This is a genomic window from Gordonia sp. NPDC003585, assembly GCF_040610755.1.
Lineage (GTDB): Bacteria > Actinomycetota > Actinomycetes > Mycobacteriales > Mycobacteriaceae > Gordonia.
In genome coordinates, this window is record NZ_JBEXMX010000009.1 from 1 (window position 1) to 17,194 (window position 17,194).

The 17,194-nt window shown below is 65.9% G+C and carries 14 protein-coding genes and 2 pseudogenes; 7 read left to right on the forward strand and 9 right to left on the reverse strand.

All coding sequences use genetic code 11. The features are described from left to right. The 6 genes and pseudogenes from ABZW74_RS03810 to ABZW74_RS03835 form a co-directional block, all read left to right on the forward strand. Positions 1 to 116 (forward strand): annotated as a pseudogene (locus ABZW74_RS03810) (MoxR family ATPase); the annotation flags it as partial. Beyond that, a complete protein-coding gene (locus tag ABZW74_RS03815; protein WP_355274061.1) occupies positions 113 to 1,207 on the forward strand; it encodes a VWA domain-containing protein in 1,095 nt (364 codons plus the stop codon). The pseudogene ABZW74_RS03810 and the gene ABZW74_RS03815, both read left to right, overlap by 4 nt. Before the next feature lie 135 nt (positions 1,208 to 1,342). Next, positions 1,343 to 1,894 (forward strand): (2Fe-2S)-binding protein, encoded by a 552-nt coding sequence (locus ABZW74_RS03820; RefSeq protein WP_355274064.1) that lies wholly within the window; start codon positions 1,343 to 1,345, stop codon positions 1,892 to 1,894. After that, positions 1,891 to 4,305, forward strand: coding sequence for a xanthine dehydrogenase family protein molybdopterin-binding subunit (locus tag ABZW74_RS03825; RefSeq protein ID WP_355274067.1), 2,415 nt, complete (start codon positions 1,891 to 1,893; stop codon positions 4,303 to 4,305). The genes ABZW74_RS03820 and ABZW74_RS03825 overlap by 4 nt, the downstream gene beginning before the upstream one ends. After that, positions 4,302 to 5,159 carry a xanthine dehydrogenase family protein subunit M gene (locus tag ABZW74_RS03830; RefSeq protein WP_355274069.1) on the forward strand — a complete coding sequence of 286 codons (858 nt, stop codon included), beginning with the start codon at positions 4,302 to 4,304 and terminating at the stop codon, positions 5,157 to 5,159. The genes ABZW74_RS03825 and ABZW74_RS03830 overlap by 4 nt, the downstream gene beginning before the upstream one ends. Positions 5,160 to 5,161: 2 nt before the next feature. After that, on the forward strand, positions 5,162 to 5,824 hold the full coding sequence (locus tag ABZW74_RS03835) for an SRPBCC family protein (protein WP_355274072.1): 663 nt from the start codon (positions 5,162 to 5,164) through the stop codon (positions 5,822 to 5,824). A gap of 64 nt (positions 5,825 to 5,888) precedes the next feature. Here the strand turns inward: ABZW74_RS03835 and ABZW74_RS03840 are convergent, their stop codons facing one another. The 9 genes and pseudogenes from ABZW74_RS03840 to ABZW74_RS03880 form a co-directional block, all read right to left on the reverse strand. Then, the gene (locus tag ABZW74_RS03840; RefSeq protein WP_355274075.1) at positions 5,889 to 6,341 is read right to left on the reverse strand and encodes a hypothetical protein; all 453 of its coding nucleotides are present in this window, start codon (positions 6,339 to 6,341) and stop codon (positions 5,889 to 5,891) included. Positions 6,342 to 6,398: 57 nt separating this feature from the next. Next, the gene (locus ABZW74_RS03845; RefSeq protein ID WP_355274078.1) at positions 6,399 to 7,985 is read right to left on the reverse strand and encodes a DUF222 domain-containing protein; all 1,587 of its coding nucleotides are present in this window, start codon (positions 7,983 to 7,985) and stop codon (positions 6,399 to 6,401) included. A 161-nt stretch (positions 7,986 to 8,146) separates the two neighbouring features. Further along, the gene (locus tag ABZW74_RS03850) at positions 8,147 to 8,287 is read right to left on the reverse strand and encodes a hypothetical protein (RefSeq protein ID WP_355274081.1); all 141 of its coding nucleotides are present in this window, start codon (positions 8,285 to 8,287) and stop codon (positions 8,147 to 8,149) included. 201 nt (positions 8,288 to 8,488) lie between these two features. After that, the gene (locus ABZW74_RS03855; RefSeq protein WP_355274084.1) at positions 8,489 to 9,328 is read right to left on the reverse strand and encodes an NAD(P)-dependent oxidoreductase; all 840 of its coding nucleotides are present in this window, start codon (positions 9,326 to 9,328) and stop codon (positions 8,489 to 8,491) included. Then, positions 9,325 to 10,200, reverse strand: a complete 876-nt coding sequence (locus ABZW74_RS03860; RefSeq protein ID WP_355274087.1) for a tyrosine-protein phosphatase — start codon at positions 10,198 to 10,200, stop codon at positions 9,325 to 9,327. The genes ABZW74_RS03855 and ABZW74_RS03860 overlap by 4 nt, the downstream gene beginning before the upstream one ends. 254 nt (positions 10,201 to 10,454) lie before the next feature. Next, entirely contained in the window at positions 10,455 to 11,918 is a 1,464-nt protein-coding gene (locus tag ABZW74_RS03865) for a glycosyltransferase family 39 protein (protein ID WP_355274090.1), read from the reverse strand. Between the two features lie 77 nt (positions 11,919 to 11,995). Next, positions 11,996 to 13,318 (reverse strand): lipase family protein, encoded by a 1,323-nt coding sequence (locus tag ABZW74_RS03870; protein WP_355274093.1) that lies wholly within the window; start codon positions 13,316 to 13,318, stop codon positions 11,996 to 11,998. 189 nt (positions 13,319 to 13,507) lie between these two features. Beyond that, a pseudogene (locus tag ABZW74_RS03875) lies at positions 13,508 to 13,636 on the reverse strand (type 1 glutamine amidotransferase domain-containing protein); the annotation flags it as partial. A 72-nt stretch (positions 13,637 to 13,708) separates the two neighbouring features. Beyond that, positions 13,709 to 15,025: a helicase-associated domain-containing protein gene (locus ABZW74_RS03880; protein WP_240855268.1), complete on the reverse strand. Its 1,317-nt coding sequence runs from the start codon at positions 15,023 to 15,025 to the stop codon at positions 13,709 to 13,711. 335 nt (positions 15,026 to 15,360) lie between these two features. On the opposite strand from ABZW74_RS03880, the gene rsgA reads away from it, so the two are divergent. Continuing rightward, positions 15,361 to 16,428 carry a ribosome small subunit-dependent GTPase A gene (gene rsgA / locus ABZW74_RS03885; protein ID WP_355274096.1) on the forward strand — a complete coding sequence of 356 codons (1,068 nt, stop codon included), beginning with the start codon at positions 15,361 to 15,363 and terminating at the stop codon, positions 16,426 to 16,428. Positions 16,429 to 17,194: the final 766 nt, after the last annotated feature.

Below are 17,194 nucleotides of genomic sequence, written 5' to 3' on the forward strand. Positions count from 1 at the left end.
TCGACCGCAACGTGCTCGACGCGGAGGTCGCCGCGGCCACCCTGGGTGCGGTGTTGAAGTACCGCGAAGACACCGACCGGGTCCTGCGCGCCGGCCTGGACCGACTGTTGGCATGAACGGCGAACTGGTGGGATTCGCGGGTTTCGCGCGAAGTCTGACCCACGCGGGGTTACCGGTCGCGACGGACACGGTGGAGACCTGGGTGCGCGCACTGGGCGAGATCGACCTCGCCGACGTCGAGCAGGTGTACTTCGCGGGGCTGGCGACACTGTGCCGCGATCCCGATGATCGTCCCCGTTTCGATCTGGCCTTCGACGCCTGGTTCGGGGACCGGATGCCGCGCACTACGCGACGTCCCACCCAACCCCGACCGTCCCGTATGGCCGCGCTGCGCACCACCGACACCCAGCAGACGAGCGGGTCGGGTCCGCACCTCGCGGTGGCCGCCGACGACACCGAGGTGCTGCGGCATCGCGACATCGCGACGCTGTCGGCGGCCGAACGCGCCCACCTCGCCGAGCTCATCGCGACGTTGAAACCGATGCCGCCGCGTCGTCCGGCGCTACGTCACGCTCCCGCACGACGCGGTGAGGTCGATCGCCGGAAGACCCTGCGCGACATGCTGGCTGCCGGCGGCGAGCCGGTGCGCCCAAGCCGGCACCGACGAGCAACCCGTCCACGACGGGTGGTGCTGCTCCTCGACGTCTCCGGTTCGATGAGCCCCTACGCCGACGCCCTGCTGCGGTTCGCACACGTCGTGACCCGAGCCAATCCGAGCGGGACAGAGGTGTTCTCGCTCGGCACCCGGCTGACCCGACTGTCGCGCGCGCTGCGCGGAGCCGATCCGGAACTGGCCCTGTCGGCGGCCGGTCGAGCGGTGCCGGACTGGGCCGGTGGGACCCGCCTCGGCGAAACCCTGCAGGCGTTCGGAGACCGATGGGGACGCCGAGGTGTGGCACGCGGCGCTGTGGTGGTGATCTTCTCCGACGGTTGGGAACGCGGTGATCCGACGCTGCTGGCCCAGCAGATGGCGCAGTTGCACCGTCTGGCCCGAGCGGTGTTCTGGGTCAACCCGCACGCCGGGATGGACGGCTACCGGCCCATCCAGGGCGGGATCGCCGCTGCACTGCCGCATCTCGACGGGTTGCTGGCCGGTCACTCGTTGGCCACCCTGCAGGAGCTGCTCGCCGCCATCCGCGAGGCGTGAGGGGCTCACCAAAACCCCCGTCGGAAGCACGTGATCCGCGATTTCGGACATCTGACACGCAGCGGAGGCGCACAGTGTTCTCTAGGGCTTCGCCAGGCCCTCAGCCCACCTTTGGCGAACGCATTGGAGGCCAACATGCGTGTCACTGTCACCGTCGACGGCACGACCTACGAGGACGAGGTGGAGCCCCGCACCTTGCTCGTACACCATCTACGCAATCAGCTGGGCAAGGTCGGCACCGTGATCGGTTGCGACACAAGCAATTGCGGCGCCTGCACGGTGCTGCTGAACGGACACAGCGTCAAGTCGTGCTCGGTGCTGGCCGTGCAGGCCGACGGCGCCGACATCACCACTGTCGAAGGTCTCAAGGCTGCCGACGGCACCTTGCATCCCGTCCAGGAGGCGTTCCGCGACAATCACGGACTCCAGTGCGGCTTCTGCACCCCGGGCATGATCATGTCGACGATCGACCTTCTCGCCGAGAATCCGAACCCCGATGAGCATGACGTCCGGGAGGGCCTCGAAGGCAACCTGTGCCGCTGCACCGGCTACCAGAACATCGTCCGCGCGGCCCTGGATGCGGCGCAACGGTTGAAGGCCGACGCATCGCCGCGGGTGGAACGCACAGGTCAGCCGGCCGGCGCGGACACCAGCCGTCCGATGCAGGAGACGGGGGGTGCACGATGACCGCAACCGTCGAACCGGGCGCCGTCGAGCACGAGATCGGCAAGGCCCGGGTCCGCAAGGAAGACGACCACCTCATCACCGGACGCACCAAGTGGACGGACAACCTGGTGCTGCCCGGCATGCTGCACATCGCGCTGCTGCGCAGTCCCATGGCGCATGCGCGGATCGCGAGCATCGACGTCGAAGAAGCGCGATCGATGCCGGGCGTCGTCGCCGTCTACACCGGGGCCGACCTCGCCGAGGAGCAAGGCAGCCTGCCGAACGCCTGGCAGATCACCGAGGACATGAAGGCTCCGCCGGCTCCGTCGCTCGCGGTGGACACCGTGCAGTTCGCCGGGGAAGCGGTCGCGATGGTCGTCGCGCGCACCGTCGCCGAGGCACAGGATGCCATCGAGACGATCGACGTCGACTACGACGACCTGCCGGTGGTGCTCGACCTCGCCGCAGCGGCCGCCGATGGCGCCGACCTCGTCCATCCCGATCTCGGTACCAACGTGAGCGCGGTGTGGATCTTCGACTCCGCCGAGGCGGGCACCGGCACCGCCGTCGACGACGAGATCCGCGACGCCGAGGTCGTGATCGAACGCACCTTCCGGCAGCAACGCCTCATTCCGGCGTTCATGGAACCGCGCTCGGTGGTCGTCGACCCGACCGGCACACAGATCACCATGTGGTCGGCCACCCAGGTCCCGCATATCCTGCGGCTGATGCTGGCGATGACCCTCGGCATCCCCGAGCACAAGGTGCGGGTGATCGCGCCCGACGTCGGCGGTGGCTTCGGCGGCAAGCTGCAGGTCTGCCCCGAGGAGGTGCTCGCCCTGCTGGCGGCACGGCGCCTCGGTAAGCCGGTGAAATACACCGAATCACGCAGCGAGTCGATGCAGGCGGCCCATCACGGCCGCGACCAGATCCAGAAGCTGACGCTGGCGGCGAACCGCGACGGCACCGTCCGGGGCCTCAAGGTGGAGTTGCTCGCGGATATGGGCGCCTACTTGCGGTTGGTCACCTCGGGTGTCCCGATTCTGGGTGCGTTCATGTTCAACGGCATCTACAAGTTCCCCGCCTACCACTTCGCCTGCACCAACGTGTTCACAAACAAGACGCCGACCGACGCCTACCGCGGTGCCGGACGTCCGGAGGCGACCTTCGCGATCGAGCGGATCATGGACGAACTCGCCGCCGAACTCGAGATGGATCCGCTCGAGGTGCGCGCGAAGAACTGGATCAAACACGAGGAATTCCCGTTCGACACGGTCGCAGGCCTGACCTACGACTCGGGCAACTACGAGGCGGCCACCGCGAAGGCCACCGAACTGCTCGACTACGACGGCCTGCGGCGTGAGCAGAAGGAACGACGCGACCGCGGCGACACGGTGCAACTCGGGATCGGTGTGTCCACCTTCACCGAGATGTGCGGGCTCGCACCGTCGCGTGTCCTCGGCTCGCTGTCGTATGGCGCGGGGGGTTGGGAAAACGCCACGGTCCGGATGCTGCCGACGGGCAAGGTCGAGGTGGTCACCGGCGTCTCGGCGCACGGCCAGGGCCACGAGACGGCGTTCAGCCAGATCGTCGCCGACCGGCTCGGCGTGCCCTTCGAGGATGTGGAGGTGTTGCACGGCGACACCCAGACATCGCCGCGCGGCCTGGACACCTACGGTTCGCGTTCGCTGGCGGTCGGCGGGATGGCGATCGTGAAGGCGGCCGACCGCGTCGTCGACAAGGCCCGGCCGATCGCCGCGCATCTGATGGAGGCTTCCGAGGACGATCTCGAGTTCGCCGACGGCAAGTTCACCGTCAAGGGCACCGAGGCGGCGGTCGGGATCACCGACGTCGCGCTCGCGGTGTTCGCCGCGCACAACATGCCGGACGGCGTCGAGCCGAATCTCGACTCCGACGCGACCTACGACCCGGACAACTTCTCGTTCCCGCACGGCACACATCTGTGCGCCGCCGAGGTCGACACCGAGACCGGTCTGGTGACGATCCGCAAATACGTGTGCGTCGACGACATCGGCGCGGTGATCAACCCGCTGATCGTCGAAGGGCAGGTGCACGGCGGACTCGCGCAGGGCATCGCGCAGGCGCTCTACGAGGACGCGATCTACGACGAGTCCGGCACGTTGCTGTCCGGGTCGTTCGCCGAGTACCTCGTGCCCGGAGCACCCGACCTGCCGCACTTCACCACCGACCGCACCGAGACCCGCGCCACCGGAAATGCACTCGGCGTCAAGGGTGTCGGCGAGGCCGGCACGATCGCTTCCACCCCGGCAGTCGTCAACTCGGTGATCGACGCGGTGCGCCATTTCGGCGTGGCCGACGTCGAGATGCCCTGCAGTCCGATGCGGGTGTGGAGAGCCATCCAGTCAGCTCAAACCGAAGCAGCCCGGTCTGCTCAGGGAGGTGCCCAATGATTCCGTCCAAGTTCGACTACCTCGCCCCGACCACCCTCGACGAGGCGGTCTCCGCGCTGGCCGACGCCGGCGAGGACGCCAAGGTGATCGCCGGCGGGCAAAGCCTGATGCCGGTGTTGCGGTTACGGCTGAACTCGCCGACCGCCCTCGTCGACCTCGGGCGGGTCGCGGAGTTGCGCGGCGTACGTGAGGACGGCGACTCGATCGTCGTCGGAGCGATGACCACGCACCACGACGTGATGACCGATTCTCTCGTCGTCGCGCACGCGGCGTTGTTGTCCGACGCCGAGCAGACCGTCGCCGATCCACAGATCCGCCACCGGGGCACGTTCGGTGGGTCGCTCGCCCATGCCGATCCGGCAGGCGATCTGGGTGCCGTCGCCGTCGCGCTGGATGCGACGATGACCGTCGTCGGTCCCAACGGCAAGCGTGATGTGGCGGCCGAGGACTTCTTCACCGACATCTTCAGCACCGCTCTGGAACCCGACGAGATCTTGGTGTCGGTGCGCATTCCGAAGCACACCGGATGGACGGCGCATTACGAGAAGTTCCATCGGGTGGCCCAGAGCTGGTCGATCATCGCCGTGGCCGCCACCCTCGACGTCGACGACGACGGCATCATCCGCGAGGCCGCGATCGGCCTGACCAACATGCGTGCGGTGCCGATGCGGGCACGCGCTGTGGAGGAGGCCCTCGTCGGGCAGTCGGCAGGTGTCGACGTGATCGGCGCCGCGGCCGACCACGCCGCCGACGGCACCGACCCGATGAGTGATCCGAACGCCGACGCCGAGTTCCGAACCCATCTGGCGAAGGTGCTCACCCGGCGCGCGGTCGTCACGGCGGCAGGCGTCTGACCATGCAACTGGAACACAGCTTCTCGGTCGACGCACCTATCGAGACCGTGTGGGCGGCCCTCATCGAACCCGAGCGGGTCGCCGGGTGCATGCCCGGCGCGACGCTCACTGAGGTCGACGGCGACAAGTTCACCGGTCAGATCAAGGTGAAGATCGGACCGGTTGCCTTGGTGTACAAGGGTGTTGGCACGTTCATCGAGAAAGACGAGGATGCGCACCGCGCCGTGATCGAGGGCAGTGCCAAGGAGTCGCGAGGGCAGGGCACGGCAAAGGCCACCGTGTCGATGTCACTCAAAGACGAGGGTGGCACCACCACCGGCAGCGTCGTCACCGATCTGGCGATCACCGGCAAGCCGGCCCAGTTCGGCCGAGGCATGCTCTCCGACGTGGGCGGCAAGATCATCGACCAGTTCGCGTCGTGCCTGTCGAAGAAACTCGGCGACGCGGAGCCGGCGGGCCAGGCCGAAACATCGCCGGCCACCGGTGCGACTGCTACGCCCGACACGTCGAAACCCCTTGTGGTGGAACAGCCCCCGGAGGAGGCCGAGGCTCTCGACCTGATGGCGTATGCCGGCGGCTCGGTGCTCAAGCGGGTCGCACCGATCGTCGGGGCGATTGTGCTGGGCGCGATAGTGTTCGTGGTGGTGCGCCGGTTGCGTGGCTGAGCGTTCGCTCTCGATGAACGCCGACGCGTCTCGGGGTCAATCGCGACATCGCCTCGACCGCATGTCAGTTGATCCGATGGCTCGCCACCAGAACAGCGCGGTCGTTGAACACCACGGCCGTACAGCGAAAGGTGTTGGTGGGTCCCAGTCCCGACCCGCTGGGTAGATCGCCTTGGATGCGCACGTCGCCGGCGATCAGCCAGGTGTTGGCCACGGCGGATCGATCGCGGCCGGCCTCACGCAATGCGTTCAGGTCTGAGATGGACAGCCCGCTGTTGTCGGTCGTGACATCGCTGAACTCGGCCGAGGAGGCCTGCGCGGAAGTCTTCCCACCTGCCTCGAGCCGGGACGCGATGTCGCCGCGGATGATCGAGGTACAGCGCTCGGATGCGCGCGACTCGTCCTGCGCCCGTTCGTTGATCGCGTCGCGCCCAAGCAGGGCGACGACGACGAAAACCACTGCGACGACCACGATCGCGCCGCCCCATAGCACGCGCCGACGAGACAGCTCTGCCATGGGGCAACGATAGATGATTCGCCGCGCACCCCTCGGTGGGTTGCGCGCACCTCCATGTCAGAAGGGTGGTGGGCCTGCGGCGCGGTCGCGTTCGTCGCGGTCGCGTCGGTTGCGGTTCCTTTCTGCCCGGCGTCGGGCATGTTTGTCTGCCACCCGACCACGACGAGGGCGGGTGGTGGCAATATCGTTGCGCGCGTTACCAGTCGGTGGGCCTTGAGCGGGCGCGACAAACCGGATACGACGCAACCCCGGGAACAGGTCCTCATTGGTTTCGGCCTCACCCGGCAGTATCAGCCCCTCCGGAGTCGTGTACTCCGTGCTCAGGCGCCCATCACAGTCGCGCCACTGATCATCCACCCACTCCCCGAACGTCTTCAGCACATGTCCGGGACGGCACTTGATGTTCATACCGTCAGCCGTGGTCTGCCCACCACGTTCCGGGTGATCGTGATCGAACTCCGCGACATGATCACCATCGCCCTGCCACGCCGACGTCACACAACCCGGATCCACGCAATACCCATCCCGAATCCGCAGAAACGTGTCCAATGCGGCCGAGGGCCGGTGCGCATCCGCAGGTTGGTGCGCGGGCAGGGTGAACGACCCATCCGAATTCGCCACCGCCTGCGGCCCGATCACCGGTTTCACAATGGAGTCCTTACGCGCGGCGATATCCCGCACATGCTCACCACTGATGAGCCCGTGACCTTCCACGAACGCCGGGTTGTCCGCGGTGCCGGCCAGCGTCGCCTCATCACACACCACATGCACCATGATCGCCGTCGACGGTGTCAGTGCCGTTGACGCCGAGATGGTCGCCGGGTCCGGGATCTGGGCGTCGCACTCCTCACGCCCGCAATCACACTCGAACACGGTGCCCGACAACAACGCGAACATCGCATCCGAGCGCCGCTGCTGAACAGTGCGCGGATCGTTCGCGCACACCGCTTTCGCCAACCCGGCCACCCGCGCCGCAGCGACCCGCACATCCTCGGCAGCCCCCACCGCAGTGATCTCCCCGGTCCCGTCCTCCAACTCGGCCGTCCACACCCCACGTGCATCCAACGCGTCTTTACGGCGCTGACGCACCGCATCCGGGTCATGGCGGTAGACGACGCGGTCGATCATGTCGCGCATCCGCGCCCGCGACCACGTACCTTTCCGGGTGCGCAACAACGCAGCGATCTCGGCATCCACCACAGGTGCCGCCGCCGACTCGTCCAACAACTCGGTGCGCGTCACCGCGAGTTGTGCTTGCCACGGTGCGATGATCCCGTCGCGTAAACAGTCGAACACCTCGGGCAGGCGATCCCGCAACGACACCGCCTCACTGAGTAGTTTCTCCGCCGCGCGCTGCCCGATCCCACGGGCGCGGGCGATCCGCGCCGCGCAATCGGCATACCCATCGGTCACGAACCCCGACCCGGATGGTTCGACGAGTTTGGCCGCCACATACCGGTCATAGAGCACCGCCGCTGACCGATACTCGGCATACGCCAACGACGCACGCCCACGATCAATCTCAGCCATCCCCAACAGAAGATCGTTGGTCGGGGTTTCATCCGGATAGGCCGGGTCGACCCCACCCAGCAGCCCGGCAGCAAACTGCTCAGGCCACGGCGACGGCGTCGACAACACAGACACGACAATCCCTTCCGACACGACGAACCAACGGATCGGGACCATCCGCACAACACGCTCATCATCAAAAGGAATCAGACCGGCAACCCGGTCTCAGTCATCAACTACCCAGTCATCACATCCCGTGTACAAACCACGCTAAACCATGCCACCGACAAAACTCGTCAGCCCTGGTCAACGCCCTTCATGCCGGCGTTCCGGAACAACGTCGGGCAGTGCGCATTCACGAGGAGCAGGTCGGGTTCGTGCGCAACCTGCACGGCGAGTTCAGCGGCGGCCACGTCGAACCACGATGGGCCCGTCACTTAACGCTCGCCCACGACTGCCGCGAATCAGTCGCTCGCGTCACCATGACCGGCTACAACGCCCACTTCACCGTCGATATGCCCTACGCCGTCGCTGCAATCGGTTCTGCGCCCAGTGGCCGACGCCGAAGTGCACGCGTTGCAAAGATCGGTCGATGCCGCCATGAGTGGCGTGTAACGCGTCCTGACCATCGGCAGCGATCACGGCCAATCCATCCAGAAGTCGAGTTCCAGTTCGTCGTCACCGGGAACCACGCGGTACTGCGCGGTGTCGGTCACTCCGTCGCGCGCGAGAACCTCGTCGTCGATGAAGCATTGTCCGGTGGCCACACTCGCCGGTTTGGTGATGATGCTCATCGCGGCATCGGCCATGATGTCCGGCGTACGACTACGCGCAATCAGACTCTCGCTCAAGATGTTGCGCACCGCGGCGGTGGTGATCGTTGTCCGCGGCCACAACGAGTTCACAGCGATTCCATCATCACGCAGCTCCGCCGCCAGGCCGAGCGTGACAAGTGTCATGGAAAACTTGGAGATCGTATATGCCGCACCGATATCCCTGTACCACCGGGGATCCAGATTGATCGGCGGGCTGAGGGTGAGTACATGTGCATTCACCGACCGGCGCAGGAACGGGATCGCAGCCTTGGTGAGCGAGAATGCTCCGCGCGCATTGATGTCCTGCATGAGGTCGTACTTCTTCATGCTGATGTGCTCGGTTGTGCTCAGATCCAGCGCGCTCGCGTTGTTGACCACGATGTCGATGCCCCCGAACTGCTCGACGGTCAGCGCCACTGCGGCAGAAACCGCGTCGTCGTCGCGGATGTCTCCGACGATGGGCAGTGCATTGCCCCCGGCCTTCTCGATGGCGTTCGCCGCGGTGTAGATCGTGCCGGGCAACTTCGGGTGCGGCTCCGTAGTTTTCGCCATCAACGCGACGTTCGCGCCCAGGTCGGCCGCACGAACCGCGATGGCCTCACCGATCCCCCGGCTTCCACCCGAGGTGGTCAACGTGCGGCGAGCCAGCGAACTCGCCGTCATTCGACGACCTTCTTCAGTTCCGCCAGACTCGCCGCGTAGAGTTCGTCGATACTGGTGACCACAGCCGGATCTGCTTGCAGCGTGGCCGTCCACGTCACCAGAGTCCCGGTACCACTGTGATGCGGGCTCACCGTGATGGTCGACTCGTACTGCTCAAGCGGGATCGGTCCGTCGAGATAGGTGTAGGTGTAGGTGCGATCCGAATCACTCCGGGAGACAATCTGTTCACGCGCTTCACCGCCGTCGGCAAAGGTAGCGATCCGAACGTCCCCATCCATCCGTGTCTTGCTCAGCGCGGGCACCCACGCGTGGACGTTGCCGACGTCACCGACCAGACGCCAGACGTCGTCCGCGGACGCGTTGACGACGATCGCTTGCGTGATCTGGGACATGGGTTCTCCTTCATCGGGGGTGAGCAAACGGTCGGCTAGTTGGTCCAGTTGCGCGGTGGTGATTCCGGTGGACACCAAATACTCTCGGGTGCCGCCATATTCGAGATCGACCCAGGCGAGGAATCGCAGGATCGTTGCTGGGATCGACGCATACGCCTCCGGTGGATAGACATCGACCGCGGAGCCGTAGCTTGCCATGTCACGCAGACGACCCATCATCGTTGCGACATCCTCGGATTTCGCAACGTAGTTCGCGATGATGTCGCGGCGCAGCACGCCGAGCGCGTCGAGTACCACGGCGTAGGCGACACCTGTCCGATCCTTGCCGACCGTGCAGTGCACGAGGCCGGGTAAGCCTTCATCGGTCAGCCACAGCGTCACAATGTGTCGGAACGCCTCGCGGTTCTCCAGATAGTTCAGGTACGTGCCGACCAGCGGATCGGCACTGTTCATCGGCGCAACCGCTGAATCCGCGCTCACCGTCTTCCGAATGGAAAACGGAACGTTGACGATCGCGAGACCCTACTCGAAGCACATCAGTTGCGGGACTGCGTGATCCGTTGCTCCGAGGGCGACGCCACCGGCTATGGCATCTTCGAGTCCATCGTCATCGGCGATCACCCCCGCTACGGACTGAGTGGAGACGACTCGTTCCTGTAGTCCACCAACTCCCGTCGGGCGTGCGTGATTCATCGAGCGCCCGGCGGGTCTCCAGCGGGTACGGGCAGTCGGCGTCATTCCAGATGACGAAGCTCCGCCCACAACCGCTCCGGATCGTGTGGATGTTCGCAGAGCGCGATAGGCATGCCCTGCTCTTCGTTGTCGACGCCAAGTCCGTTGTCGAGCGTCGCGAGTACCTTGCACTCTCTGAATAGCTTTGCAGCCCTGCGGACTTGACCCCCGACCACGAGAACCGCGTCGACGTCTGCAGGCAGCGGACGCTGATCGTAGAGCGCCACGTGAGCCGAATAGGGCGCCGGCAAACCGAATTCGGGACCGTAGCGCGCCAACGCTCCGGCCTCCCCGTAGTTCGACGCGAGGATCGGCGGTCGCGGTACGGGCAGAGCGTCGTAGATCTTGGCGATCTGCTCCACGTACTCCGACCAGCCGATCTGGTCGGCCACCATCGGGCCGGCGTCGACCACCGGGGTAGGCCCGACGACGCGTAACGGAATGACGGGCAACGCCAACACGATCGACACCGCTGCGTTGATGGCGACCACGAGGATCACCAGCCGCCGCCGGAATCGGTTGCCCGACAACCACACTGCCACCGGCACGCAACCGGCGGCATACATCACCGACAGCAGGTGCACGGGATAGTGCGGCTGAGCACCGCCGACGAAGGTGAACACCAGCAGCACGGCGAACCCGACCACGAGCCAGCCGTCGACGTGGCGCCGGTCGGACCGCAATAGCCAGACGACGCCGGTACCCCACACCGCGACCAGCGGTGGACCGAGCAAGACGATCATCATCACGACGAAGCCGCTGCGCACGCTCGCGCCATGTGCGGCGCCGAGCGCCGCGCCCATCTCGAGCTGCGGCCACCCGTGCCGGATCTGGTACAGCACATTCGGTAGGCCCACGATCACCGCGACGACGCAGCCGAGGTACGGCCACGGTGTCCGGAACGCCCGCTGCGGCCCCAGCAGAAGTAGGCCGAGGACGAGCCCAGCAACCACGGTCACGATCAACCACCGGTTGTAGGTGGTAAGGCCCGCGAGCAGGCCTGCCACCAGCCACCATCGGTCGCGACCCTGCACCGCCACGAGCAGGGCGTACGCCACCAGCAGGATCAGCAGCAGATCGATCGTCGATGTGAACAGGACGTGGCCGAGCATCAGTGGCATCATCGCGGTGGCATAACCCCAGGCGGCAAGAGTCTGAGCGGTACGGCCACCACCGAGTCGCCAGGTGATCATCGCCAGCACGACGACCGACAGCGCCGACGCCAGCGTCGCAGGGATGCGCAACGCCCACTCCGCGTCGGCCAGGTGCAGCGTCATCCGCGCGATGGCCGGCGTCAGCGGAGGCTGGTCGACGTAACCCCAAGCAGGCTCGAGCATCCGGTAGTAGAGCTCGTCGCGGTGGTAGTCGTAGCCGAACGAGAGCACCGTCAGCAGCACGGCCTGGACGGCCGCTGCCGCCCACACCGGACGTCGGGCGAACTGCTCGACGGACGTCTCCGAGCTCATGCTGGTGACGCTACTGCCTCCGAGGCATGGTCGGCGAGATCGGATCTGGGTCGAGCACAGGTTGATCCAGCACCGGCTTACGGGGCATTGCGACGCCCAGCCGACGACGAACCGCGCAACCGGCGTGGTTGGCGGGCGTCGGACCGGCGGCGGAATCTCGGACGTGGTTGCCCCACAAGCGAAGTGACAGTGCGATCGCGCGCCGGACGTCCCTCCAGCCGATGGGAGAGCCACTTGACCGCCAGTGGCCCCGAGAACGGCAGCAGGGTGAAATGCTCGCTGAGCTGGTCGCGGATGTAGGTCACCGGTACGCCTTGCGCCCGGTAGTTCGCGGTCAGCTCGTCTATGTCATCGATGCCGATCACTTCGTCGTGGACGGCTTGGACGACGAGCAGCGGAATGTCGGGTTGGTGTGAACCGAGTCCGAGATCGGCCATCATCGTCACGATCTCAGGCTGGGCAAGCAGGTCGGCGATCGGGATGTCGATGTCGTCATCGATGTCGTGATTGCGGAACTCACGCAGGGCGTCAACGGTTCCCATCTCGGCGATGGCTGCGAGGTTTCGCCGGCCCACCTCGGTCGCGTGTACCTTCATCGCCGCGGCCAACGCCGGATACACCCGACATAGACCGGCAATCACCATCAACGGAAGTCCCGCATGGAATCCGCCGTTGAGGCGTACCAGTGCCGAACCCATGTTGCCGACCGGCGAGCCCAGGACCGCGCCGATGAGATTCAGTTCCGGCGCGTAGGTGGGGGCCATCTCCGCAGCCCATGCGGTGGCCATTCCGCCACCGGAATAACCCCACAAGCCGACCGGCACATCTGGCGCCAGCCGATCGCCGGCGAACGCGATGGTTGCGCGAATGCCGTCGAGCGTGCGGTAGCCGGGTTCGCGGGGTGCACCCCACGCACCGAGCATGCCCTCGTGATCGGGAATGGTCACCGCCCAGCCCTTGGCCAATGCGCGGCGCACCACCAGAAACTCGAAGGGTGCGATTGCGTGTTTGGCTCCCGTGCCCTTACGCAGCGCATACGACGGGAAACACGACGACGTGACGGCATCGATCGCACACTGGAACGACAACAGCATGAATCGGCCACGCGGCGCACGTCTCCGCGGCAGAACAATAGTGGTCGCCGCCACTCCGGCGACTCCGTTGAGGTCGGTGGAGCGATAGAGCAGTTGCCACGCCTGGCTCTGATGGTGCGACGCCCAGAAGTCCTTGAGCTTTACTTGCCGCGATCGAATCACCTCGCCCGGAGCCAGGCTGCCGACCTCGGCGGGAGCGTCGAAGAACGGATCCTCGCTGGGCAGTGGCGTCGGCGCAATCATGTCTGGTGACGCGAAAGCTCCGGCGGCGGTCGTCATATCGGCAGTCTTCACTTCGACGGTCATCACGCACCTCGCCTTCCTGTCCGTCCGCTTCGTGCCGCGATCGGCGGACGTCGGCGTCTGAGCCACGTCCCCCACCATTCTGAACGATCACGGCGATGCCAAGATTCCGTCCGACTGGGCCGTCGACCCACCGGCCTCAGTTGTGACCGACCCCACTGCCGCGATTACCGGAAGGCCCCCGAGCCCGAGCTACCGAAGAAGCGACGCGACCTTCGTGGCCGTTTCCTTGGCCGATCCCGGGTTCTGCCCGGTGACGAGATTGCCGTCTGCGAGTACATAGGAGACAAACGGGAGCTTTGCCTTCTTGTGGTTCGCACCATCGTCGATGTGCTCTCCGCACTCGCCAACGACGCGATCCATGCCTACGTGCTGTCGCTGCCAGTGAACCCATTACACCGTCGGCAACACGTACCCGAGCTTGAGCAGAGCGGTCCGGAACTTCGGCTCGTTCTCGGGTGCGACGGTCAGAAATCGGTCTCCGAGCTGGCGGCACAGCGAGCGGAGCCTGCGATCCCGGGCGATGAGCGCGGCTACGGCCGGATCGGCGCACTCGATCACTCGGAGATGTCCGAGGTCGGTGAGTTGTGCGCCGCGTCGGCGGACGTCGTTGATGAGTGTGGTGAGGGGCGACGGCAATTCATGATCGCTGCGCAGGATCAGAAAGGCGACGAAGTCGGCGAGGTCTCTTCCCGCCCCGAGTGCGGCGGTCAGGGTGGTCGCCGACACTGTCCAGACGTGGTCGGCGGTTTGGGCGGCGAAGGCGGAGAGCGTGAGCTTCTCAGTGGTGGTGATGCCGCGGGGGATCACGATGTCGAGGTTGGGCAGAACAGTCAGCGACGACGTCTCGGCGACGTCGTCGGACGGCACGAAGGTATGGGTGAGGCCCAGTGCGTAGGCGCCCAACGGGGTGAGTCGGATTCGGCGCAGGCCGTCGTAGCGACTGAGGGCGTCGAGGAAGTCGCTTCCCCAATTGTCGTGGTAGTCGTCGCGAGCGCCGCGGGGGTCGCGGTAGTCGAGGTCGACCAGGCCCAGTGTGCCTGCGTATTCGAATGTGACCGCCAGCGTGTAGCGGCCCTCGAGCAACGACCAATCGTGGTACCCGTCGTAGCCGAAACTCCCGTACTCGGCGTCGATGATGTAGAGCTTCCACAGGGCGCGTTCGCTGCGGGCGATGGTGGGGTTGAGACGCGCTCGGCGCATCGTCGAGAACAGGTCGTCGACCTCGATCCACTCACCAGGAGGACAGGCGGCCAGTCCCTCGGCGACGGTCGCCCGACGCGGCTTGACCGCAGTCAGCACGTTGGTGGCACGCTGCCCTTTGATCGCATCGATCCGGCTGAACTCATCGACCACTCCGTGCGTGAGCCATCGGCGCCACAGGTCGCGGATGACGTCGGCCGGCGGTTTACCCAGCGCCGCACGACCTTTCGGCGTCAGCGCCAGGCGAGTGCCATCAAGGTTGGCCAGGCCGCCGGACTGGATCAGCAGGGGCCAGGCGAATGCGGCGATCGCGTCGTCGGGATAGAAGTCGCCGTTGATCAGGTGGCTGGCCACGAGACCCACCGTCGCCGCCGACGCGCGGGAGGTCTTCGCGCTGCACTTGAGTTGACCGGACGCACACAACTCCAGAACCGTGCGCAGGTTGGCCAGCGCTTCCTGCTCGGTCAACCGCACTTCGGTGCTCTTATCGGTATCCGTGTTCGTCACTCCTGCAGCCTGTCCGAGGTCGTCGCCCAGCGCAAACCTTCCGTTGTATTGCGAGCTGCCCGACGACAACACAGGCTGCTAAACTGAGTCAACCAGCAGACACATTTGTGTGCTGCGGAGCCTGATAGAGGTGAGCCGATGACCGTCGCGGCGATCACTGCTGTACGCAGTGCCCGAGTCATCCACACCTCACAGGCCTCGTCCTGATCAGCACCCTTCTTGTTCTCCCCTAGCGGGAGTTCTGGTTGCGCGTGCGATACGGAGGGCCCCTTCCGCAAAGGTCTCCACAAATGTCTTCACACCCCACTTCACGTCAACATCGTCACGCTTCCCCTGTGGGAGCACTGCCTCTGACCGATTACGGCTGGGACGCCGACCGCGACCTCCAGTTCGCACCATTCCGTGCCGACGGGCTGATTCCTGGCCGTGTTGTGCGGGCCGAACGCGGCTTGTGCGAACTCGTCACCGCGGCCGGACCGGTTCGCGCGGTGGTTCCCGCGCACTCCGGCAAGGATCGGTTGGCGACGTGCACCGGTGACTGGGTCGCGCTGCGACCGTCCACCACGTCCGACGCCGCCACCGTCGCCGAGGTTCTCGAGCGTCGGACCGCCGTGGTTCGCTCCTCCGCGTCGCGCACGTCCCATGGCCAGGTGCTGGCTGCCAACGTCGACACCGTGGTGGTGGTCGTCTCCCTCGCCGATCCAGTCCGTCCCGGGCGAATCGAGCGAATGCTGGCCCTCGCCTGGGAGAGCGGCGCCACTCCCCTGGTGATCCTCACCAAAGCCGATGAGTGCGAGGATGTTTCACGGGCAGAGGCCGAGGTGGCCGAGGCCGCATTGGGGGTGGACGTGCTGGTCACCAGCGCCGCCACCGGTGAGGGCCTCGACGCCCTCACCGACGCCCTGTTTGGCACGGTCGTGCTACTCGGCCCGTCGGGCGCGGGCAAGTCGACGCTCGGTAACCGATTGCTGGGCGAGGACCTCCTGGCCACCGGTGCGGTACGCACCAGTGATGGCAAGGGCCGCCACACCACTGCCTGGCGGGAGCTGGTGCCGCTGCCGCACGGCGGTGTTCTGATCGACACGCCCGGTCTGCGCGGCGTGGGTCTGCACGACGTCGATGAGGGTCTGGACCAGACCTTCGCCGAGATCACCGAGTTGGCGCAAGACTGCCGGTTCGCCGACTGCGCCCATATCACCGAGCCGGGCTGCGCTGTCCTCGCGGCCGTCGAGACCGATCGTCTCACTCAGCGGCGCCTCGACAGCTACCGACGGCTGCAGCGCGAAAACGCCTACGCCGCATCGCGTACCGACGCGCGACTGCGCGCCGAGCAGCGGCGGCACGACAAGCACTTGACACGCACGATCCGCGCCGTCAAGAACTCTCCCAACTTCAAGCAATGACAGCGAGGACTACGGTCATGGACCTACCTACCCCAGCATCATCAGCATCCGCGAAAGCGGCCTGCGGGTCGAGCGGCGCGCTGGAGCTTCACGTCTCGCGCTATCCCGCGTCGTGGTCGTGGGTCGGGATGATCAGCACCGGGCGCCGTCGGGGCTGAAGGTGGAGATCTGGCAGTTCGCCAGTGCTGGTAGGAACCATTGCCGCGGAGTTCGCGATGACCGGCAGTCTGGTGACGCCCAACGGCGTGGTGTGCGCGACGTATGAACGCGCCGGTGATGTGGCGACAGGAACGGTGAGTGTTTGAACGCTGGTACCCCACCACTACAGGCTGCGGCGCACCGTGGCGACAGCACGTGCACGTGTTGCCAGACGGCAGTGAACTGGCTTTTTTCAGATTGTGGGCTATGGTCGGAGGGACATCTAGCCGTCAAGGAGTGAGTCAGCCGTGAAACCTGTTGTGATGGAGTGCCGTATCCTCGTATGCGCTTCGCCACGTCGAATCGACCGTTTCATCCGCCACGCTAAAACTGTTGGGGCACGGTCCTTTTCCCGTCGGGTACGCCATTCTTTCTCAGTGGAGCCCATCGTCTCACCGATGCTACGTAGCCAGTGGGATGACGACAACGGTCCCGATACCGTCCCAGGTCCTCTCACGCGCGATGTGAGCCTTGCCTTTTCGGGATTCCGCGGACAACTCACCGCAGCGCGGCTCGATTCCGTTGCACGAGATGTCCTAGCCGACCTCGAGCCTCACCCTGGCAAGTT

Excerpts from the sequence above, each read along its gene's own strand:
- ABZW74_RS03815 (WP_355274061.1), top strand. The coding sequence starts at position 113 with ATGAACGGCGAACTGGTGGGATTCGCGGGTTTCGCGCGAAGTCTGACC.
- ABZW74_RS03820 (WP_355274064.1), top strand. The coding sequence starts at position 1,343 with ATGCGTGTCACTGTCACCGTCGACGGCACGACCTACGAGGACGAGGTG.
- ABZW74_RS03825 (WP_355274067.1), top strand. The coding sequence starts at position 1,891 with ATGACCGCAACCGTCGAACCGGGCGCCGTCGAGCACGAGATCGGCAAG.
- ABZW74_RS03830 (WP_355274069.1), top strand. The coding sequence starts at position 4,302 with ATGATTCCGTCCAAGTTCGACTACCTCGCCCCGACCACCCTCGACGAG.
- ABZW74_RS03835 (WP_355274072.1), top strand. The coding sequence starts at position 5,162 with ATGCAACTGGAACACAGCTTCTCGGTCGACGCACCTATCGAGACCGTG.
- ABZW74_RS03840 (WP_355274075.1), bottom strand. The coding sequence starts at position 6,341 with ATGGCAGAGCTGTCTCGTCGGCGCGTGCTATGGGGCGGCGCGATCGTG.
- ABZW74_RS03855 (WP_355274084.1), bottom strand. The coding sequence starts at position 9,328 with ATGACGGCGAGTTCGCTGGCTCGCCGCACGTTGACCACCTCGGGTGGA.
- ABZW74_RS03865 (WP_355274090.1), bottom strand. The coding sequence starts at position 11,918 with ATGAGCTCGGAGACGTCCGTCGAGCAGTTCGCCCGACGTCCGGTGTGG.
- ABZW74_RS03870 (WP_355274093.1), bottom strand. The coding sequence starts at position 13,318 with ATGACCGTCGAAGTGAAGACTGCCGATATGACGACCGCCGCCGGAGCT.